Source organism: Amycolatopsis sp. lyj-109 (assembly GCF_046548995.1).
In the GTDB taxonomy this organism is placed as follows: domain Bacteria; phylum Actinomycetota; class Actinomycetes; order Mycobacteriales; family Pseudonocardiaceae; genus Amycolatopsis.
In genome coordinates, this window is record NZ_JAJPWR010000023.1 from 88,443 (window position 1) to 110,067 (window position 21,625).

The window sequence follows — 21,625 nt, forward strand, 5'->3', positions numbered from 1 at the left end:
TCAGTTCCCCTCTGTCTGGAGCACGGCGAAGACGATCGGGGCGGTCCGGTCGTTGACGGTGGTCGACCAGGTGGCGATCCGGGCGTTGCCGGAGGCCAGCAGCGCCCACCCGTCGGCGTCGACCTGGCGCACGGTCAGCGCCTGGGTCATCGACCCGGTCTTGCGCACGCACTCCAGCGCGCTCCACACCCGGGTGTTGGCCACGCTGACCGGCTCGCCGGTGTCGGCGGCCAGCAGCCGTCCGAGGGCGAGGAGCTGTTCGCCGAGCAGGCCGGCCCAGTCCTCTTCGCTGCGTTCGATCGCCGTCTCGATGTCGCACGCCACCGGGCTGGTACCGGCGACCGCGAGGGTCAGCTGTGCGGTGTGCGACGCGGTGATGTGGACCCCGCCGTCGCACTCCGGCTTGCCGTCGGGGCGGTACCGGATCTCGACCGGCCGGTCGAGCGCCCGGCCCGCGGCGAGCGCCGTCTGCGCCCTCCGCTCGGCGATGCCCTCGGCCGGGCGCCCGGCCGGGTCCGGCTCGAGCACCACCGACCGCGTCCCGCCGAGCAGCCGCTCACAGGAACGCTCCAGATAGGACCCCAGCATCGAGGGGACCCACGGCCCGGCGCCGTCGCGCTTGCGGACCGCGCGCAGCTTCAGGCCTTCCCAGCGCTCGACCAGCGTCCCGTCGGGGTTGCGCACGTCCAGGTCGTAGACGTAGCTGTCGCCGTCCTGGGAGCGTTCCTTCGCGTCCAGCAGGACGTATTCGTCGTGCTGACTGCCCGGCTCGGCCAGGTACAGCTTCTCGATTCCCTGCGGCAGCAGCGTCGCGTCGGGGACGCAGCACTGGATCGCGTGCATCATCGCGTCCCGCGTGCCGGGGTCGGCCAGCAGCCGCTCCTGGGGCAGGAAGGGCGCGAACCACGAGAAGTCCGCGCTGGTCGCGATCTCGGCGACCGCGTGCCGGGCGCTCGCCCGCCGGTAGCCGAGGACGCGCTGGAACCGCTTGCCCTGGAACAGGACCGAGCCGTACAGCTCGCTGATCGGCTCCACCGGGACCGGCGGCAGCGCGACGTCGCGGGCGGCCTTCTCCCCCAGCTCGGCCGGCCGTGCGAAGCTCAGCCGCGCCCGGAAGTGGTCGGCGCTGAAGCCGGTCTCGTCACTGCGGATGACGACGTCCACGGTGTCGGCGTCGCGGGCCAGCGTGGCCAGCCGGACCGTGGTCGACCCGCCGGGCGAGACGATGATCGGCCGGAGGAACTCGACGTCGGAGAGCACCGGGGTGCCGGTGCGGTCCAGCGTCGCCGCCGCGGCCTGCGTCATCGCCTCCATGCCGAGCACCGCCGGGAACAGCAGCTGCCCGTCGAGCAGGTGGTCGGTCAGGTACGGGTCGGCCCCGTCGGACAGGTCCGCCTCGGTGATCAGCTCGACGCCCGGGTAGTGCACGATCGCGCGGTCGACGAACCGGGTCAGCGGCAGCTCCCGCTTCTGGATCGGTAGCGTGGGCAGGCCCGACGTGCGGCCGCAGACCACCAGCACCGGCGGCGCGGCCGGGTCGGCCAGCACCTGGCGGAGGATGGTGATGCCCTCCTCGGTCGGGATCGGCGTGATGCCGTCGCGCATCAGGGCGCTGACCACGCCGAGCTTCTCGCCCATGCCGGTGCCCGACCAGACCGACCACTCCAGCGCGATCGCCCGTGCCTTCGGGTGTTCCTGGCCGAAGCGCAGGGTCAGCTCGGTCATCCAGTCGTTCGCCGTGGCGTAGTGCGCTTCACCGCGCAGGCCGGCCCGGCCGATGATGCTGCCGAAGGTGACCAGGAGCTTGATCCGGTCCTGGTCGACCGCGGCGAGCACCGCGTTGAGGCCGCCGATCTTCGGGGCGAGGGTCTTGCGGAAGCTGTTCTCGGTCAGGCTGAAGAGGGCAGCCGGCTCGTTGCGGCCCGCGCCGTGGAGGATCGCGGTGACCGGGCCGAGTTCGGCCTCCACCCGGGCGATCGCCTCGGCGACCTGCGGGGCGCTGGTGACGTCGGCCCGCTCGTAGCGGTACCGGATGCCCACCGCCTCCATGCGGTCGAGGTTCTCCGCCAGCTCGCTGTCGGACTCCGGGTCGCTGCGCCCGAGCAGGGCCAGCCGCGCCCCGGAATCCTTGGCGAGCGCCAGCGCGCTCTCCGCCGTGATGCCCTTGCCGCCGCCGGTGACGAGCAGGACGTCGGTCGCGTCCAGCGAGTCGCGCAGCGGTCCGGGCTTCGGGGCGGGCAGCGCGGACAGCCTCGGCACCGTGCGCCCGCCGTCGGCGCCGTAGCGCGCTTCGGCGAAGTCCGTGGTCGCGGCCACCTCGGCCACCACCGTGGTCACGGCCGACGCGATCGCGTCCACATCGGACGGTGCCGGGTCGGCGAGGTCGACGATCGTCGTCTTCGCCGACGGGTCCTCCAGGCGCAGGGTCCTGGCCAGGCCGGCGGCCCCGTAGCCGTGGTGGACTACCACGAACCGCGTGCCGTTGGGAGCGGCCATGACCGCGCGACCGGCTTCGAGGAACAGGCCGACGTGGCTGGAGTCGCAGTCCGCCGGCAGGCAGAGCACCACGCCGTCGCCGGCGCCGGACCGCGCGAGCGCGGCCTTCAGCGGTTCGGCCAGCGGGTGCCGCGGCGTCGCGAAGACCTGCCATTCGGCGTTCCCCGCCCCCGACGTGAGGTCCGCGGCGGGCCGCGGCGCGGGCACGTACTCGACCGCGAACGGCCGGACCCACGGACCCACGCCGGGGGCCTCGCCGGCGGCGGTGTCGGCCGGTTTCGCCGTCTGCGCCAGCTCGTCGATCATCTCGGCGAGGTCGCCGAGGCACACGGTCGCGAAGTTCGGCATGCCCTCCAGCGCGGGGCGGCCCAGCGCCCGGGTGACGTCGTTGACCAGCTGCCCGACCGTGATCGACGACAGGTGCAGGTCGTCGAGCGGGTGCGTGTCGGCGGTGACCGCCTCCAGGGGCAGCTCGACGCGCTCGGCGGCGAACTTGCGCAGCAGGTCCAGCGTCGAACCGGTGTCCGCGTCGGACGTTTCGGCGTCCGATGCGGCGGCCTCCGCCTTCTCCGCGGCCAGCTCGGCGGCCAGCTCGCTGTCGATCGACGCCCCCGCCTCGCACGGGCTGGCCAGGAAGGTGAACTGGCCGTCGGCGGGCAGGGCGCGGACGATCCGGCCTTCGAACAGCGCGTCCACCGAGATCTGCGCGCCGAGCGCGAACGCCGCGCCCACGACCCGCAGCAGGGCTTGCAGCGACGCGTTGTCCGTGTCAATCGCGAGCACCGGGGTCTCCGGCGCGATCTCCTCGAACAGCCCGGTCAGCACCCGGCCGGGCCCGACCTCGACCACCAGGTCGCTGCGCTCGGCCACCTTGGCGGCGGCCTCGCGGAAGCGGACCGGCAGCACGATCTGGTCGCGCAGCAGCCCGGGCAGGTCCTCCGCGGCGTGCAGCACGTCCCCGCTGACGGTCGAGACGACCGGCCGCTCCAGCCGCGCGAAACCGAACTCGCCGAGCCGCTCGGTCATGGCGTTCGCGGCCGGCTCGACCGCCGGCGAGTGGAAGGCGTGCGAGACCTTGACGCGGGTCGCGGTGACCCCCTGGGCCTTCGCCCGGGCGACGATCCGGTCGATCGCCCCGGCCGGCCCGGAGATCACCGTCTGCTCGGGCGCGTTGTACCCGGCGATGACGACGTCGTCGCCCAGGCCCAGCTCCTCGACCCGGCCGGGCGAAGCGGCGATGCTCGCCATCGCGCCGGTCCCGTCGCCCACGGTCGTGGCCATCACCTTGCCGCGGATCGTGGCGAGCTTCAGCAGCGCCCGCTCGTCGAGCGCGCCGCCCCAGTGCAGTGCGGTCAGCTCGCCGAGGCTGTGGCCGGTGGCCGTCGACGCCTCGATGCCGAACGAGCGCAGGACCCGCAGCGCGGCCAGCGAACCGGTGACGATCCGGGGCTGCGCCACCTCGGTGGCGACCTGGTCGCCGGTGGTGGGCAGCGCGGCGGCCCGGTGGATCTCGTCCGCCACGGCGAACCGGCGGCGCAGCGCCCCGTCGCCACCGCGGCCGGAACCCTGGCCGGGGAACAGGTAGCCGATCTTCGGCGCGGAGCCGCGGCTGCTCGCGAAGATGCCGTCGGCGCTGTCGAAGACCGAGTCACCGGAGTCGAGCTGCTCGAGGAGCTTGGTCAGCTTCCGCTCGGCGTGCTCGGGGTTGGCCGCGACGACCGCGGCGCGCACCGGCTTGCCCGACAGGTCCTTCGCCAGCGTGCCGGCGAGGTCGGTCAGCTCCGCGAACGACAGCTTCGGCACGGTTTCCAGCACCGCGGCGATGTTCCCGCGCAGGGTCGCGAGGTCGTCGGCGTCGAACAGCAGCAGCTCGGCGTCCTGGCGACCGGCGACCAGCGAGCGGGCCCGCTCGTCGACCTCCCGGCGCCGGGCCGCGGTCGGCGCCTCGGTCACCGTGACGTGGGAGTTGATCCCGCCGAAGCCCATCGCGGAGACTCCGGCGCGGACCGGCTGGTCCTCCGGCCACAGCGTCGCCTCGCGCGGGACGTACATCCGCGCCGAGGAGCCGGTGAGCGACTCGTGGGGGGTGTAGTGGCCGGTCGCGGGCGGGATGACCTGGTGGTACACCGCCAGCGACGCCTTGATCAGGCCGGCGACGCCGGCCGCGGCCTTGGTGTGGCCGATGTTGCCCTTGATCGTCGACAGCGCGGCCTGCTTGGCCAGCGGGTCGGCGTCGCGGCGGGCCGTGGAGAGCGCCTCGATCTCGGTTTCGTCGCCCAGCGCGGTGCCGGTGCCATGGCCCTCGAAGTAGGAGACGGTCTCGACGCCGTAGCCGGCGCGGTCGTAGGCACGCTTGAGGGCCAGCCGGTGCCCGGACGCCTTGGGCCGGGTGATGCCGCCCTTGCCGTCGGAGGACACCCCCCAGCCGCCGATCGACGCGTAGATCCGCTTGCCCTGCTCCAGCGCGTCGCTCTCGCGCATCAGGACCAGCATGCCCGAGCCCTCACCGGGCCAGAAGCCGTTCGAATCGGCGTCGTAGACCTTCATTTCGCGCTTGGCCAGCGCGCCGGTCTTCGCGAAGCCGATCACCTCGAACGGGTCGATCGACAGGTCGACACCACCGGCGATGGCGAGGTCGAAGTCGCCCTGGACGAGCGCGTTGGCCGCGGTCACCACCGAAAGCAGCGAGGACGAGCAGGCGCCGTCGACGGTGTACCCGCCACCGGCGAAGTCGAAGTAGTTGCAGACCCGGCCGGCGATCGTGTTGGCCAGGCCGCCGGCGAGGGAGTCCTCGTTGATCTCGGGGAACGGCTCCTTGTACTGGACCTCGAGCTCCCGCAGGAAGTTCGCGGTGTCCTCGTCCTCCCAGCCGCGGGCGGTCAGCGCCGCCGCGACCGTGCGGCGCACGTACGGCCAGCGCAGCCGCATGATGTTGGCACGGGAGAACTCACCGGTGAGGCTGTTGCCGATGACGACGCCGGTGCTCAGCTTCGGGGCACCCTCGCCGTCACCGAACCCGGCGTCCGCGAGGGCCTCCGCGGCGACCTCGAGGGCGAGCCAGTGCGTCGTGTCGGTCGCCCGGAAGGTGCTGCCGGCGACCTTGTGCGCCACCCGGTCGAACTCGTAACCCCGCAGCACGGCCGCCTTCTGCGAGTAGAAGCGGTCCGGTGCCTTCGGGTCGGGCGAGTAGTAGTCCGCCCGGTTCATCCGCTCGTCCGGCAGCCTGCGGAACGCCCGGCGCCCGGCCAGCACGTTTTCCCAGAGCTCTTCCGGAGAACTCGCGTCGGGGTACCGGAGACCGATACCGACGATCGAAATCCGCTCTACGCTCATGCCACAGCACTCCCACTGGCTCTCGAGCCCCATACCATCGGAAGCGTCCGGTCTCCGCTGATCACCGGTGCGGGAACCGAGGTCCCGCCGCCGGCCTGTCTCCGTCTGGCGGCACCGCCGCTGCCCGGTGCTCCGGGCCGCCAGGTCCAGCATCTCCGGACGATGCGGACCGGCTTCTTCTGCTGCTGCCCGTGACTGGATCGTCGGCACGACCGGACAACGACCAGAAATGTCCACAAAGGATTCAGGAGTCGAACTGGCCGGGACGGCGTCCCTGCCCGGCCGGCCCGCGATAGGCCTGGGCGATGTCGAGCCACTGGTCGGCCAGCGTGCCCGTCGCGTGCACGTCGAGGTCGTAGCGGTGCCGCCGGCGGGTGACGAGCAGGCAGAAGTCCTCGGCACTGCCGGTGACCCGCTGGGCCGCGTCCTCGGGCCCGAACGCACAGACTCCCCCGGAGGGCGCGGTGAGCTCGAACCGGAACTCTTCCGCGGGCGGCGTCAGGTTCCGCGCCTCGTAGCCGAAGTCCCGGACCCGAACGGAAAACCCGGCGATGTGCCGGATCCGGTCGGTGCGCTCGCGGCGCACGCCGAGCGCGTCGGCGACGTCCTGGCCGTGGGCGAACACCTCCATCATCCCCGCGCACGCCAGCACGTACGGCGGCAGCGGGTTCACCAGCCACGGCACCAGCTGGTTCCCGGGCACGGCCGCGAGGGCCTTGAGCCCCGCGTCCCGCTCGGCCCGCCAGCGCGTCAGGAGCACCTCGGCCGGGTCGTGGACGTAGTCCTCCAGCGCGGCGTTGACCGCGGCCTCGAACCCGCCGGACAGCGACTTCGTCATGGCGACGAACGCCTCCGGCTGCGCCGCCGACAGCCCTGCGATGCGGAAGATGAAAGCGAGGTGCGCGATCTGGTGGCGGACGGTCCAACCCGGCGCGGGCGTGGGGGTGTCCCACTCCGCCTCGGTGAGCCCCGCGACGAGCGCGTCCACCTCGGCGGCCTCGGCGGTCAGGTCGGCGATCACGCCCGTGGTGTCAGTCACCTGTCTGTCCTTTCCCCGATGCGACGTCTTCTTCTGATCAATCATCACCGTTGCGACCTGGGAAGTCTTCTCTTCGCGGGCGGAGAAAGCCGGTCGCCCGCCGCGACGGCCGCGGTGAGCGCCGCCCACGACACCAGCTCGACCACCCCGCGGTCGTCCGTCCTTTCCGGACTGAGCGCGGCGACATCGGCGGCCGTCACCTGGTAGGCCGACTTGGCCGTCAGCAACGCGATCCGGCCCGGTGCGTGCTCCTCCGCGGGGAGTTCGGCGAGGACCGGCTCCACCCACGCGCGGCTCAGCCCGGGCGGTTTCCCGTCCCACGCCTTGAGTTCCCGGCGGACGAGCTCCCGCACGCGGGAGGGCACCGAGCGTTCCCCGGCGGTCTCGATCGCCGCCGCGGCACGCGCGAAAGCGTCGGACAGCGTGCTGTCCGGCCCCGTCCCCGGCGCGGCGGGCAGCAGGTCCAGCGCCTGCCCGGCCGGCGGCGCGGCACCCGGCTTGAGCAGGAAGCCCAGCACGGCCTTGGCCTTCGCCCGCGCCGTCGGCGGAACGGCCTCGGGCAGCGGCGACGGCCCGAGGAACACGCTCACCACCCGGTTGAGGTAGTGGAACGCGACGGCCACGGCCGTGAACTCCGCCGCGGCGTCCTCGGGCACGTCCGCGGGCAGCCCGCCGTCACCGCCCGCCCACGCCGTCAGCGCGCGCAGGCCGCGGTCCGGGATGGCCGCGGGGTCTCCGGCCTCGATGGCCGCGGCGGCGGCCGGCTCCCCCAGCGTCCCGAGCGCCATCGCGTGCACTTCGACGCAGTACGGGCACGAGTTCGCCGCGGACACGGCGGCCGCGACGGCCTCCTTGCCGGCCCGGCTCGCCGCCCCGCCCGCGACCAGCGACTCCCGCAGCATCAGCCACGCCGCGGCCAGCACCTCCGGCGACGGCGAATGCAGCGCGATCGGCGGGGCGAGCATCCCGAAGTCCCGCTCCACCTGCCGGTAGACCTCCCGCACCAGCCCGCGCGCCCGCCGCGGCCGCACCACGTCGATGTAGCGCACCTCCCGCAGCGACCGCCGCAAGGCAACCCGCACCAACCCCGCCGCCATATCTCCTCCTCAACCCGGCGAACCCGCGTACCGGAAGCCGGATCTCGCGTGATCAGAGCCGGAACTCGCGTGATTGGAGCCGTACCGCGCCGAATCACGCGAGTTCCGGCTTCGATCACGCGAGTTCCGGGTTTCGTGCCTCAGTTCCCGGCGACCAGGTCCAGTTTGGACACCGCACGGCGGCCCGTGATCGAGCCGTCGGGAGCCGGCGCGCCGTACTTGACGTCGACGTCGCGGGCCTGCAGGGCCCGGACGATGCCCGGGATCGACCGCTCGGCGAGCGCGGCGATGGTCATCGCCGGGTTCACCGTCAGCGCGCCCGGCACCGCCGCGCTGTCGGTGACGAAGATGCCGGGGTGGTTGCGCAGCTCGTGGTTCGGGTACAGCGCCGACGTCGCCGGGTCGTCACCGATCCGGCAGGACGCCAGCGGGTGCACGGTGTACGCCCCGACGACGTCGTTGGTCCACGGCGCGACCTTCGCCAGGCCGTCCTTCTCGATGATCGCCTTGCAGTCCGCGTCGGCCAGCGCCCAGCCGCGCCGGGTGTTCGTCGTCGGCTCGTAGCGCAGCGAGCCGCGGCCGAGCATCTGCTGCGAGATCCGGTAGGCGTTCCCGGTGGGCGGCGGGGCACCGAACACGCCTTCGTTGTCGTCCTCGGTCATCAGGAAGATCGTCAGCCAGTTGGCCCACTGCTTGAGGATTTCCTTCTTCTCCGCCCCGAACCAGCGCGGCTCCTCGCCGCCGGGCACCTGGGCGAGGATGGTGCCCAGGCCCGGCGGGAAGTACAGCTGCTCCAGCGAGTACCGCTCGTACTCCGGCAGCGACCCGTCGAGCTTGTCCCAGTTCGCGACGGTCGGGCCCTTGCCGATGTGGTTGGCCGAGTAGACCGGACCGTCCTCACGGGACAGTCCCAGCACCTCGCGGACGCGGTCCTCGTCGATGATCGCGGTGTTGAGCCGCTCGCCGTTGCCGGAGAAGTACCGGCCAACGCCGTGCGGCATCGTGCCGAGCGCGGCCTCCGAGCGCTGCAGGATCACCGGGGTGGCCCCCGCGCCGGCGGCGATGATGACGATCTTCGCCTCGATCACGCCGCTGCCGGTGTGGATCCGGTAATCTTCCTCGTCGATCAGGTCGAAGTAGACGCGGTAGTCGCCGTCCTCGGTGCGCTCGAGCCGCTGGACCTCGTGCAGCGGGCGGATCTCCGCGCCGTGCGAGAGGGCCGCGGGCAGGTAGTTCGTCAGCATCGAGCGCTTGGCGTCGAACTTGCAACCCGCCATCATGAAGTTGCAGTTGACGCAGGTGTCGTTGTCGACCGCGACCGGCGCCGGGTTGGCCGTCCGGCCCGAGTGGTTGCAGGCCGCGGCCCACAGCCCGCCGGCGTAGGAGACGTCACTCCAGTCCTGTTTGGACACCGGCAGCGACTCGTCGACCCGGTCGTACCACGGCTCGAGCGAGTCGCGGTTGATCACCCACGGCCACATCCGGCGCCCGATGCTGCCGTGGCGCTCGAAGACGAACTTCGGCGCCCGCGGCATCGCGGCGAAGTACACGACGCTGCCGCCGCCGACGCAGTTGCCGCCGAGCACGCTCATCCCGTCGCCGACGACGAAGTCGAACGCCCGCGTGTAGGACGAGCCGAGCAGGTAGTCGTGCTCGAAATCGGCCGCGGCCAGCCACGGCCCGCGCTCCAGCACGGTGACCTTGGCCCCGCCGGCGGCGAGGTGGTAGGCGGGGATGGACCCGCCGAAGCCGCTGCCCACGATGAGGACGTCGGTCTTGTCGATGGCAGTCATGCGGGGCTCCCGGAAGGCGTGGTGTCGGGGTGGAGCTCGGCCAGCTTGCGGCCGTAGCCGTACTTCGGGAACCGCCAGAACCCGTCGGCGTCCGGTGCGGTGTAGCCCAGCGCCAGGAGGCCCGGGTGCCCCTCGCGGATGGCGTCGGCGGTGTGCTTGTGCGCGGCGCTGTCGAAGGCCATGTTGCAGAACAGCGCGAGGCTGACCCAGCCGTCCTTCTCCGGGTGGCCGGGTGCGGTCAGCCGCCGCACCAGCTCGCGGCGGTGCTCGTAGGGCAGCGCGACGAACGGCGGGACGTCGTGATCGAGCGACAGCTCCGCTTCGCCCGCGTAGGCCTTCGCGTGATCGTTGAGCGACTGCGCGAGGTAGGGCAGGCCGACGGTGACGCCGGTCGCGTCGAAGTGCAGCAGCTCGAGCGCGCCCGCCGCCACCGAACCGGGGCCGGGCGCGGCCCCGGCGATCGCCCGGTCACCTTCGTACCGCTTCTCCCCCGGCACGATCGTGTCCGCGTAGGCCTCGAGGGTCATGGTGTTGACGCGTTCTTCTTCGGTGGCCTCGGGTTGCACCGGCCTACCTCCTCGTCGAATGTCCACAATGAACTCAGGCGGCTTCGGCCCGCCGCGTCCGTTCCCGGCGGTGCACGGTCATCGGCAGCCCGCCGCGCACCCGCAGCGAGAGCATCGCTTCGGGGTCGACGACCTTGCCCGGCACCTTGTGCAACTCCAGGTCCCGTGCCGCCATGGCGATTACGAACACCGCCTCCATCACGCCGAGGCTGTTGCCGATGCAGAACCTCGGCCCGGCCCCGAAGGGGAGGTAGGCGTACCGCGGCGGCCGCCCGGCCGGGTTGGCCGGGTCGAACCGGCCGGGGTCGAACCGCTCCGGGTCGGTCCAGAACCCCGGGTGCCGGTGCAGCGTGTAGGGCACCACGACGACGTCGGAGCCGGCCGGCACGTGGTACCCCCCGATCTCGTCGTCGGCCTGGGCGATCCGCGGCAGCAGCCACACCGGTGGGTACAGCCGCATGACTTCCTCGACCACGGCCACGGTGTAGGTGAGCCGCCGCAGGTCCTCGTTCTCGGGCAGCCGGTCCCCGAGCACTCGGGCGGCTTCGGCGTGCAGCCGCTCGCCGACCTCCGGGTGCTCGTCGATCAGGTGGAAGGCCCAGCCGAGCGTGCTCGCCGTCGTCTCGTGCCCGGCCAGCAGCAGGGTGATCAGCTCGTCCCGCATGCGTTCGCGCGACGCACCTTGCCCGGACCCGGACGCGATCAGCCGCGACAGCACGTCTTCGCCGTTCTCGACCGGGTTCGCCAGCCGCTGCTCGACGAGCTCGTCGGCGATCCGGCGCAGGTCGTCGCGCGCGGTGCGGAACTCCAGCTGCTTCTTCAAGGGCACCCACTGCGGGACCGCGCTCAGCGTGACCGCCTCGAACATGGCCTGGTCCTGCACGGCCTCGAACGAGTGGCCGAGCGTTTCGTACCCGCCGAGCTCGGCGTCGAGCAGCGTCTTGCCGAGCACGCCGAGGGTCAGCCCGGTCATCTCGTGCAGGATCTCGACCGGCCCGTCGTGCGCGGCCAGCCGCTGGATCAGCGCGTCCACTTCGGCCGCGACGACGGCGGCCTGCCGCGAGATCCGCTTCGGCTGGAACACCGGCTGGATGGTCCGCCGCTGCTCGCGCCAGGTCTCCCCGTCGCTGGTGAGCAAGCCGTCGCCGAGGGCCCGGCGGGCCTCCTGCAGGCCGATGCCCTTGTGGTAGTTCGCGGCGTTGTCCGCGAGGACGTGCTTCGCGAGGTCCGGGTGGTTCACCAGGTACATCGCCTTCGGGCCGATGGCGATGCGGACGACGTCGCCGTAGACCTCGGCGTTGTCGCCCATGAGCGCGAGCCGGTCGGTGAAGAGCTGCTTCAGCAACCGGAGGGTCGCCCGGCGCGGCGGCCCGGGCGGCGCGGCGTGCGCCGCCCGGGCTCGGTGCTGGCGGCCGGTCATGCCGCGACGGCTCCCGGCTTCTCGCCACCCGCTTCCGCCGGCGCGGGCGCGAGCTCCAGTTTCGCCTTCTGCTCGGCCTGCTCGGCCTCGAACTTGATCCGCGCCTTGTTCGAGAAGTGCAGGGCCCACAGGAACATGCCGCGGATCAAGCAGACGGTCGCGGTGGCCAGGAAGAGCCCGTAGGCCACGTGCACGGCGGTGAAGAAGCCGTACGCGAGCGCCACCCCGGCCCCGAAGGCGAACTGCGAACCCGGCTTCGACGGCGACGTGCCCGGGTCGGTCACCATGTAGTTGGTGTAGAGCACGAACGCGACACCGGTGGCCATCGCCAGCGCGCCGGGGATCGACGTGCCGAAGAGCCAGCCGCGGACGACGGCCTGGATGACGAAGAAGCTCAGCCAGCCCGCGATGAGGAACATCCGGCCGGTCAGCAGCGCGTTGAGCACCGTGCCCGACGCGAGGATGATGCCGACGATCAGCCAGCCGCCCCAGGTGGGGATCTGCTCGGTGAAGTGGTACGGCGGGGCGATGCTGGCCCACGGGAACAGGAGCAGGATGATGGTGATGCCGAAGTTCGACGGGTTCATGAAGTGCCGCATCCGGCCGTACACCGGCGCCTGCAGGATCCACTTCGTGCCGACTGCGACGACGACCCCGAAGATCATCACCAGGATCCGGTCGTTGACGTAGGTCAGCATGTTCAGCGCGAGCCCGGTGATGTGCGCCGGGAGCAGGAACTCCATCAGCCCCTTGAACCCGTTGCCCTTGAAGCGGACCGCGCGCGAGGTGACGCGGGCGTTGATGATTTCGAGCAGGATCTCCGTGGTGTACGCGGTCGCCAGCGCGACGAACGGGTACAGCCACGGCTGCTCGAAGCCGAGCACGGTGTAGCCGACGATGTTGAAGATCGTGATCGAGATCGCGAAGCGGCGCAAGGCGGTGGTGACCTTGTCGGTGCGCTTCGGTGGCGCGGTGTCCACTTTGGTCAGAGTCGGGGTCGCCATCACGTCACATCGCTTCCTTCGCCGTGGTGCCGAGCTGGTACATGTGGCAACCGGGTTCGAGCTTCAGGTTCTGGGTCCGCAGCTGCCCGGTCCGGTCCCGCCACTGCAGGTGCACGTCGAGCGGGCCGCTGACGTCGTGCCCGAGGCCGATCTGGACGTCGAAACTGCGCCGGCCGGCCTCACCGCTGCTGCCGTCGACCCGGCCGAGGTACTTCTTGCCGTCCGCCGTCGTCACGGTGGCCTGGGCGCCGATCGCGGGCGGGCCGGCCGCGGGCAGCGGGCCGGGCGCCACCGGGGCGTCGGTGAACAGCTTCAGCTGCAGGTACTTGCCCGGGTTCGGGCTGTCGTTGTGGTAGAAGATCGGCGCCTCGTACTGCCGCGCCACCGCGAACTCGGGCAGGCCGTCGCCGTCGGTGTCGCCGACGGCGATGCCGCGGGTGGGCACCGGGACCGCCAAGCCCAGCTGCGGCGCGAGGTCGGTGTACCGGCCGTCCGCGCTCTTCACGAAGAAGTGCAGGGTGTGGTCGCCGCCGATGTCGTCACCGGCACGGGCGTTCGGCCACCAGAGCGGGTTGGACAGCATGCCGTCGTGCGCCGTGGCCAGCTCCTGCAGGTTCGGCCAGCGGTTGACCTCGCCCTTGACGAACCCGGTCGCCTGCGCGATCTGGTTCTCGCCGCCATTGTTGAAGTCCTGGATCTTGACGTCCCAGCCCCAGCCGGACCAGGCGGTCCCCTGGCTCCCGCTCTCGTCCTCGAAGGGCGCGACGCCGTCCTGCAGCTGCTTGCGCAGGTCCATGGTGTTCTTCGCGGTGTTCATGAACTGGAAGTTCGACTCTTCGATGCCCCACGACGTGGTGATGTTGCTGACGAACAGGTCGTAGAGCCCGTCGTGGTTCAGGTCGCCGAAGTCGACGCCCATGCCCTTGAAGGAGTCGTTGCCCAGCACCTTCGACTTCGGGTCGGTGATCCCGCGGACGCCGGTGACCTCGGCGAGCTCGATGTGGCCCGGCGTGGACTTGTTGTAGAGCAGCCGGTCGTGCCCGAAGTCGTTGGCGATGTAGAGCTCCGGCAGGCTGTCGCCGTCGATGTCGGTCGCGCTGGAGGCCAGCGTCCAGCCGAACCGCGCGCTTTCCGGGATGCCCTGCGAAGCGTCGACGTACTGCGCGCTCGGGTTCGCGCCGGACGCGGCGCCGGTCCAGCGGTAGATGTACTTCGCGCCCGAGTTCAGCGCGTGCGACATCGACTGGTTCATGGTGATGCCGCCGTCGGCGTTCGGGTCGAGGACCCGGCTGTCCGGGAAGTAGTTCCCGATGAAGATGTCGACGTGCCCGTCGCCGTCGAAGTCGCCGATGGTGGCGGAGTCGGTGTTCCACAGCGGGCCGTTGTACTTGCCGTCCGGGCCGCGGTGGTTGCCCGCCACCAGCTCGACCGGCTGGAACGCGGACGCGTCGAACTTCGTCGCGGTGGCCTTCTGCAGGAACAGCACGGGCGTGCGGCCCCAGTAGTAGGCCAGCACATCGGTCCGGCCGTCTTCGTTGTAGTCACCGGGGACGCAGCCCATCGGCGCCATGTAGTCCCACGTCGGCAGCACCGGCGCGGGATCGAGCTCGAAGGGCGCGTACCGCGGGCCCGAATCCGGCGCCGGCGTGATGACGACCTGGTCGCTGCGGGTGTCGACGAGGCAGAGGTCGTTGGCCTTGCCGGAGCCGCTGATGTCGTTGAGCGCGATCGCGGCGCCGACCGAGGAGATCCACGCGGCGATGTCCTTATACTGCTTGTTCACCGTGCGGATCGACTGCGCCTTCTTCGCCGCGGGCAGCGCGATCGACATCGGCGTGAAGTGGAATTTGCTCGCCATCGAGTCCTGCTCGGCGGCGGAGACGCTGGGCAGGCGCGCGACCAGGAACAGGCTGAAGATCAGCGCCAGCGCCACGATGCCCGCCAGCTGCTTGCGCAGCCGGCCCAAGGTCGCGGTCATTCGTGCACACCTCCGTGCGTCAGGACTTCGTCGGCGATCCGCCGCCGCCAGATTTCGAACGCCGGGACGTCGTCACCGTCGACGACCACCTCCGGCCGGACCTCTTGGGTGATGGCCGCCGCGCGCTCGGCCGGGAGCCCGCAGATCGCCCGGGCCGCCATCTCGGTCTCCGGGATCATCAGGCCCGAGCGCACCCGGCACTCGGCCGCGAACGCGCTTCCCTGCGCCAGCGGCCCGTGGTGGATGCCGGCCCGGTCGACCAGTTCCCGCAGCTCGTCGGCCGTGACGCCGCACGCGTAGGTCGAGGCCAGCCCGACCCCGGCGTACAGGTCGCCGTGGCGCGACTCGGGGAACTCCTCGATCGTCTTCGTCACCAGCTCGACGTCGGTACCGCAGATGAACCACAGCGCCCGGCCGATGCCCTGGTCGATGGCGCGCAACGCGTAACCGTCGTAGCGCTTGTCCGGCCACGAGAAACCCGGCTCCTGGTACTGCTGCCGGATGTACTGGTCGGTCTTGAAGTACGCCTGGTGGAAGCCGTAGCCGTCGAGCACGAGCCAGCGCAGCAGCGGGTCGAACGCCGAGGCCTTCGGCCACGCGAACCGCGGGAGCCGGCACATGGCCCAGCCGACCCCGACGTAGATGATGTAGTCGTGCTTCTCACCGGGGCCGGCCAGGAATTCGGCGATGTTCGTGCTCTTGCCGAACGGCAGCCCGTCGAGGACGCCGTACCCCATTCCCGCGCCTTCGTAGGCGAAGCCGCGGAACTGCGGTGGAATGCGCTCGAGCCATTCTTCGGCTTGCTCGACCGAACGCGCCTCGACCGCGTGTGCGTACCCGAGGAGGAATTTCTCCCCGACCGTCTCGAGTCGTTCTTGAGCGGCTGGGCTCTTGCGGTGGAAGCCACGCTTTTCCAGCGAGGTCTCCGAAACGTTCGGTGTCAGGATGCGGCGTCTGAGCGCGCGCCAGCCATTGCCCAACGCACTCTCCCCCTCACGGGTCGAATGGGACTTGGTTCTGCTCGTCGATTCCACAGTCACATATCCGCTGGTCGGCGGTCTACTCCACGGTTGCGTACGATCACCGCTCAGCTCGCCCGGCGCGCGGCGGCCGGGCGGAGCTCCTGCCGGATCCGCTCCCGCCACAGCTCGTAGGGCGGTTCCGGCCCGTCGTCGCCGTCGGCGCGCTCGGTGCGGTCGGCCAGGTTCTGCGCCTCCTGCACGGTCAGGTCGACCAGGGCACCGCACGCGAGGTCGGTGTGCGCCGGCACGTACCCGGAGTAGGTCCGCGCCTTCACCGCGAACACGACGCCCAGGCCGAGCTCGTCGTGGTACCCGCCGGCCGCCCGGCGCAGCCGCGCCAGCCCGAGCTGGTCACTGCCGCCCGCGAACGTCGCGGCGAGCCCGATCCCGCTCCACAGGTCGGCCCGCCGGTGCTCGGTGAACCGGCCGGCCGCGGCGGCCACCGCGTCCGGGTTCCCGCCGTGGATGAACCACAGCGCGCGGCCGACCCCCTGGTCGAACGCCCGCGAGAAGTACTCCGGGCGGCCGGCCCAGGGGTAGGGCTCGGGAGCGGCCTGCCGCTCCACCCACTTCCCGGTGTCGAAGTAGGCGCGGTCGAAGCCGTAGCCGTCGACGGCGAGCCAGCTCATCACCGGGTGGTAGGCCACCCCGGTCAGCTCGGGCAGGATCTTCTTCCACAGTGGACGCGGCAGCCGCGCCATCGCGAACCCGATCCCGATGTAGGTCAGGAAGATGTGCGGGCGGCCCGGTCCTTCGAGCAGCTCGCGGGTCCGGTCCGAGCCGCCGCCGGGCATGGCGTCGAGGACGGAGTAGCCCATCGTCGCGCCCTCGTAGGCGAACCCGCGCTGTTCGGGCTCGATCAGCGCGAGGCGCCGCTCGATCTCCCACAGCGACGCGCCTTCGATGGCCCATTCGAACCCGCACACGACCGCCTGCGGCACCGCTTCCAGGCGGGCCGTGGCGTCGGTGTGCACCACCGGGAACCCGCGCTCGGCGAAGCCGACGGACGCGAGGGAGGGAGCGAGCACGCGCTTGCGCAGCACGCCGATCAGAGTCGACATCCGGATCTTCCTGTCGGTCGGGGGAAAGGGTCAGGCGACGGCGCGCAGGTGCGGCCGTTGCGTGGCGAACTCCTGCCGGCTCGACGGCGTCGGCCGGGACGCCAGGGTGATCGCGATCGGCGGGTCGGTCAGCGCGGGCCGCCGCAGCCGGACGGTGACGCCCGGCGGGTCGAACGGCGACACGGCGGCCGAGGCGGTCCCGACCGTGAAAGCGGGGCCGCTCTTGGCGTGCATGCTGTGGTCGGCGATCGCAATCACGGTCCAGTTGCCCTCCGGCACGCCGTGCACGGTCACCCGCCCGGACCGGGTGTTGGCCGAGCCGCCGAAGGCGACCGGGCCGCGCTGCGGCACGTTGTCGGCGAACACGCCGACGAGAACGGTGGCCGGGGCCGCATCGTCCGGCACCACCAGGTCGACGTCCAGGTGGCCGGTGCCCATCGGCTGCGAAGCGCAGCCGCGGCCGGCTTCGCGCAGCGACTGCTGCGACGGCAGCCGCTGGAAGTGCGCCGAGTGCGCGACGAGCAGGTCGCCGACGTCCGGTTCGCGGTACTCGGTCGGCGTCATGCCGACGACCCGGACGAACCGGCTGGTGAAGGTGCCGACGCTGCTGTAGCCGACGCTGCAGACGATGTCCGACACGGTCAGGGAAGTGGTCAGCAGCAGCCGTTTCGCCTCGAACAGGCGCACGGCCGTCAGGAACCGGCCCGGGGTGACCCCGGTCGCCTTCGCGAAGATGCGCGAGAAGTGGAAGGGGCTCACGTACACCTCGGCGGCCAGCGCCGACAGGGTGATGGGCTCGAAGTAGCGTTCGAGCAGCAGCTCGATCGCCCGCAGGATCGCCGGCTGGACGGCTTGTTCGCGTCTGAGCCGGTCCGCGTCCTCCGGTGGCTCGCCGGCCTCCCGCTGCGCCCCCGTGGACGCAATCGATCGCAAGATCATCAGTCCAACCTCGAATTCCTCCGCTTGAATTTCCCTCGCCGCCAGGTAAGACGCCGGATGTCGCGGGTCGGTGGACGACCGATCGAGCCTCGACGGAGATCGGAGAAGGCGCTGTCGGCGGGGAACGCCGAACCCGTGCGAAGGGCACGGCTCCCGTCGTGCACTTCGCACGGATCCGTTGTGAAAGCTGCCCCGACACGGCAAGTGAACACCGGCCTTCCGCCGTTCGCCCGGCCGGGCGGCATGATCCGGACGGCCAATCCGGCCGGGTCGGGAGTCCGCGGCACGCGGCCGCGAAACGTGCGGAACGCACGGGTCCGGGCGGAGAAACACAGTTCGACTCTGGTGGGCGGCTCACTGGCCGCACCCCGGCCGCTCTGTCACATTCGAGTGTGGACAGCGGGGGATCGACGGTACATCGGGAGTACATCGGTCCTGACGCGACACTACTGGGGAGCCGGCACACGGCTGCACACTGGAGGCGTTCGGCAATGTACTCCGAAACTAGGCTAGCGGCCGGGGCAACCCCGCGGCCACGGGAACCATCCGAAAGTGTCGTCCGCTTCACGGTCCTCGGCCCGCTCGGCCTCCTGCGTGACGGCGTCGACTACGCGCCGACGACACCGAAGGTCCTGCAGCTGCTGGCCTTGCTGGTGGTCCGGCCGGGCCGGCTGGTCCACGCCGACTCGATCATGCAGGAGCTGTGGGCCGGCGACCCGATCCGCACGGTGCGGACCACCCTGCACACCTACGTCTACCATCTGCGGCGGTGCATCCAGCAGATCGGGCTCGCGGAGAACGCCGACGACCTGCTCGTCACCAAGAACCCGGGCTACGTCTTCCGCATCGACCCCGCGCAGGTGGACGTCTTCCGCTTCGACCGGCTGCAGCACGAAGGGCAGGTCCTGCAACGGAACGGGCGGCACGACGACGCGGCGGGCCGGTTCCGCGAGGCGCTGGACCTGTGGTCGGGCCCGCCGCTGGCGAACGTCTCTTGTGGACCGGTGCTGCAGTCGTACGTGACCCAGCTGGCCGAGCAGCACCGCACCACGCTGCACCTACTGGTCGAGGCGGAGATCGCCAGCGGACGGCACCGCGAGCTGATCGGCGAGCTGCGGTCGCTGACCGTGGGCAACCCGCTGGACGAAGCACTGCACGGGCAGCTGATGCGGGTGCTGGGCCGCAGTGGCCGCCGGTCCGACGCGATGGCCGTGTACCGCGACCTGCGCCGCCGGCTCGCCGAGGAGCTGGGCGTCGAGCCGTGCGACGACCTGCAGCTGCTGCACCGCGAGCTCATCTCCGAGGGCGACCACAACCAGTTCCACCTCACCGCACGAAGTGAGGACCGATGACCGCACAAACCCGTACCTATGGCCAGTTCTGCGGAGTGGCCCGCGCGATGGAGCTCGTCGGTGAGCGGTGGGCACTGCTCATCGTGCGGGACCTCGTGCTCGGCTCGAAGCGGTACACGGAGCTGCAGGCCGGGCTCCCGAAGATCCCGCCGAGCATCCTGTCGGCCCGGCTCAACGAGTTGGAGAAGTCCGGCGTCGTCCGCCGGCGCGTGCGGCCCGACCTGGACGCCAACGTGGTGTACGAGCTCACCGAGTACGGCAGCGAGCTGGAACACGTCCTGCTGGACCTCGGGCTGTGGGGAGCGCGCTCGCTGAACGGCCGTGACCCGGAGGACGTCTTCACGCTGGACGCGGCGATCCTTTCGCTCTACACGACGTTCCAGAGCGACGCCGCCGACGGCGTGCAAGCGACGTTCGAGATCCGTTACCACGACACGATGACGTTGCACGCGATGGTCGACGACGGCGCGCTGAAGGTGGCGGAGGGCCGCCTCCCGGACGCGGACCTGGTCATCCGCGCCGACCGCGGCCGGGTCCTCCTCGACGTGATCGGCGGCCAGACGAGCGCCGCGGAGGCGGTCCGCACGGGCCGCATCGCGATCGACGGCAGGCTGGCCGACCTGGAGCTGTTCGCCCGGCTCTTCCGCATCACCGCGGCACCTTCGCCGCAGGAGGGCATCGTCGTCCACTGAGGACAGTGCTGTGGGTGGCCACCCCCGCGGTGGCCGCCCACGAGCCCGTGCCGGGCCGCGGCAACCGCTCGGCCCGGCCACGCGCGCGAGTCACCCCAGCCGATCAGCCCGCCCCAGCAGATAACGCTGCTCGGGCCGGCTCGCGGTCGCCTCTGCCGCGCGGCGGTAGTGGGTTCGGGCGGCTTCGTGGTCGCCGGCCAGTTCCAGCAGGTGGGCCCGGGTCGCGTCGAGGCGGTGACTCTGCTTCATCCGGCTGTCGTCCGCCAGGGTGGCCAGCAGCTCCAGCCCCCGTTCCGGCCCCTCCGCCATCGCGATCGCGATCGCCTGGTTCAGCGTGACCACCGGGCTCGGCGCGAGCTCCTGGAGCACCGCGTAGAGCTGGACGATCTGCGGCCAGTCCGTGGTCTCCGCGCTGGGCGCTTCGTCGTGCAGCGCGGCGATGGCCGCCTGCACCTGGTACGGGCCGACCGGGTGACGGCCCAGCGTACGGCGGACCAGGCCGGCGCCCTCGGCGATCATTGCCCGATCCCACCGCCCGCGGACCTGCTCGGCGAGCGGGACCAGTTCGCCTTCGGGACCGACCCGCGCAGGCCGGCGTGCGTCCGTCAGCAGCATCAGTGCGAGCAGGCCCGCCACCTCGCCGTCGTCCGGCAGCAGCGCGTGCACCCCGCGGGTCAGGCGGATCGCTTCGCGCGCCAGCTCGGGTGCCTGGAGGTCCGTCCCGGACGTGGCCGCGTAGCCCTCGTTGAAGATCAGGTACAGCACCTGCAGCACGACCCGGAGCCGCTCCGCGCGGTCGGCCGAGTCCGGTTCGCCGAACGTCGAGCCTGCCGCCGCGATGCTCTCCTTCGCCCGCGTGATGCGCCGGGTCATGGTGGCTTCGGGCACGAGGAAGGCCTTGGCGATCTGCGCCGTGGTCAGCCCGCCGACCGCGCGCAGCGTCAGCGCGACCTGCGAGGGCGGGGAGACCGCCGGGTGGCAGCAGAGGAAGAGCAGGGTGAGCGGGTCGTCCTCGTCGGACGGCCGGTCGTCGTCCGGCCCGGGCGCCACCACCGGCTCGCGGACCGCGACGGACTCCTCCCGCCGCCGCCGCGCACTTTCGCTGCGCCAGTGGTCGGTGAGCCGCCGGGTCGCGACGGCGACGAGCCAGCCATACGGGTTGTCCGGCACGCCGTCGGCGGGCCACTGCTGCGACGCGGCGAGCAGTGCCTCCTGGACGGCGTCTTCGCACGCGTCGAACTGGCCGTACCGACGCACGAGCGCACCGAGCACCTGGGGCACCAGCGGCCGCAGGCGCTCCCCGACGGACGCGCTCACCCGCCGGTGAACCCGGATTCGGTTTCGGCGTCGGCGAAGAACACCACCGGCCGGACCTCGATGCCGAGCCCCTTGATCCCGGCGTCCGGGATCATCGCGGCCACCTCGTAGGCGCGCTCGGGCGAGGCGCACTCGACCAGGTAGAACCCGGCCAGGAACTCCTTCGACTCGATGAACGGCCCGTCGGTCACCGCCGGGACCCCGTCGGTCACCCGGACGACGGCGCTGCGGGCCGGGGCGTCGAGGGCCTGGGTGCTGATCATCTCCCCTGACTCCCGGATCCGGCGGATGAACTCGCCGTGGCCGCTCATCACCTCGTCCCTGTCCTGCTCGGACAGCGCCTCCCAGACGTCGGGGTTCATGTACATCGCCAGCAGGTACTTCACGTGTCCTCCCCGGATCCGGCCTTGCCGGTCCCGAACATAGCCGATCCGGGACCGCAACCCACGAGTCGCCCGCGGCGGCGGCCCGGGAGCAGCATCGACACCTCAGCGCCGATCAGCCACGGAGGCCGCG

At 71.6% G+C, this 21,625-nt stretch carries 15 protein-coding genes; 2 read left to right on the forward strand and 13 right to left on the reverse strand.

Annotated features, from left to right (window positions below):
* From ACLJQF_RS37965 to ACLJQF_RS38015, 11 genes are all read right to left on the reverse strand, one after another.
* A complete protein-coding gene (locus ACLJQF_RS37965; RefSeq protein WP_410615115.1) occupies positions 1-5,829 on the reverse strand; it encodes an SDR family NAD(P)-dependent oxidoreductase in 5,829 nt (1,942 codons plus the stop codon).
* Positions 5,830-6,073: 244 nt separating this feature from the next.
* Complete coding sequence (locus tag ACLJQF_RS37970; RefSeq protein WP_410615116.1) at positions 6,074-6,868, reverse strand: TIGR03084 family metal-binding protein; 795 nt, start codon at positions 6,866-6,868, stop codon at positions 6,074-6,076.
* A gap of 44 nt (positions 6,869-6,912) precedes the next feature.
* Positions 6,913-7,965 (reverse strand): carboxymuconolactone decarboxylase family protein, encoded by a 1,053-nt coding sequence (locus ACLJQF_RS37975; protein ID WP_410615117.1) that lies wholly within the window; start codon positions 7,963-7,965, stop codon positions 6,913-6,915.
* Between the two features lie 140 nt (positions 7,966-8,105).
* The gene (locus ACLJQF_RS37980; RefSeq protein WP_410615118.1) at positions 8,106-9,758 is read right to left on the reverse strand and encodes a GMC family oxidoreductase N-terminal domain-containing protein; all 1,653 of its coding nucleotides are present in this window, start codon (positions 9,756-9,758) and stop codon (positions 8,106-8,108) included.
* Positions 9,755-10,324: a DUF5987 family protein gene (locus tag ACLJQF_RS37985; protein ID WP_364367073.1), complete on the reverse strand. Its 570-nt coding sequence runs from the start codon at positions 10,322-10,324 to the stop codon at positions 9,755-9,757. Before ACLJQF_RS37985 ends, ACLJQF_RS37980 begins: the two co-directional genes overlap by 4 nt.
* Before the next feature lie 34 nt (positions 10,325-10,358).
* Entirely contained in the window at positions 10,359-11,744 is a 1,386-nt protein-coding gene (locus ACLJQF_RS37990; RefSeq protein ID WP_410615119.1) for a cytochrome P450, read from the reverse strand.
* On the reverse strand, positions 11,741-12,748 hold the full coding sequence (locus ACLJQF_RS37995; RefSeq protein WP_360685697.1) for an enediyne biosynthesis protein: 1,008 nt from the start codon (positions 12,746-12,748) through the stop codon (positions 11,741-11,743). Before ACLJQF_RS37995 ends, ACLJQF_RS37990 begins: the two co-directional genes overlap by 4 nt.
* A 4-nt stretch (positions 12,749-12,752) precedes the next feature.
* Positions 12,753-14,726: an FG-GAP repeat domain-containing protein gene (locus ACLJQF_RS38000; protein ID WP_410615120.1), complete on the reverse strand. Its 1,974-nt coding sequence runs from the start codon at positions 14,724-14,726 to the stop codon at positions 12,753-12,755.
* Positions 14,723-15,673, reverse strand: a complete 951-nt coding sequence (locus ACLJQF_RS38005; RefSeq protein WP_410615148.1) for a DUF1702 family protein — start codon at positions 15,671-15,673, stop codon at positions 14,723-14,725. Before ACLJQF_RS38005 ends, ACLJQF_RS38000 begins: the two co-directional genes overlap by 4 nt.
* 140 nt (positions 15,674-15,813) lie before the next feature.
* Entirely contained in the window at positions 15,814-16,809 is a 996-nt protein-coding gene (locus ACLJQF_RS38010; RefSeq protein ID WP_410615121.1) for a DUF1702 family protein, read from the reverse strand.
* A gap of 30 nt (positions 16,810-16,839) precedes the next feature.
* Complete coding sequence (locus ACLJQF_RS38015) at positions 16,840-17,748, reverse strand: helix-turn-helix domain-containing protein (protein WP_410615122.1); 909 nt, start codon at positions 17,746-17,748, stop codon at positions 16,840-16,842.
* A 491-nt stretch (positions 17,749-18,239) separates the two neighbouring features.
* Between ACLJQF_RS38015 and ACLJQF_RS38020 the strand changes: the two genes are divergently transcribed.
* Positions 18,240-19,100, forward strand: coding sequence for an AfsR/SARP family transcriptional regulator (locus ACLJQF_RS38020; protein ID WP_410615123.1), 861 nt, complete (start codon positions 18,240-18,242; stop codon positions 19,098-19,100).
* On the forward strand, positions 19,097-19,792 hold the full coding sequence (locus ACLJQF_RS38025) for a winged helix-turn-helix transcriptional regulator (protein WP_410615124.1): 696 nt from the start codon (positions 19,097-19,099) through the stop codon (positions 19,790-19,792). Before ACLJQF_RS38020 ends, ACLJQF_RS38025 begins: the two co-directional genes overlap by 4 nt.
* Before the next feature lie 90 nt (positions 19,793-19,882).
* Here the strand turns inward: ACLJQF_RS38025 and ACLJQF_RS38030 are convergent, their stop codons facing one another.
* On the reverse strand, positions 19,883-21,109 hold the full coding sequence (locus ACLJQF_RS38030) for an RNA polymerase sigma factor (RefSeq protein WP_410615125.1): 1,227 nt from the start codon (positions 21,107-21,109) through the stop codon (positions 19,883-19,885).
* Complete coding sequence (locus ACLJQF_RS38035; protein WP_191307832.1) at positions 21,106-21,495, reverse strand: YciI family protein; 390 nt, start codon at positions 21,493-21,495, stop codon at positions 21,106-21,108. Before ACLJQF_RS38035 ends, ACLJQF_RS38030 begins: the two co-directional genes overlap by 4 nt.
* Between the last annotated feature and the right edge of the window lie 130 nt (positions 21,496-21,625).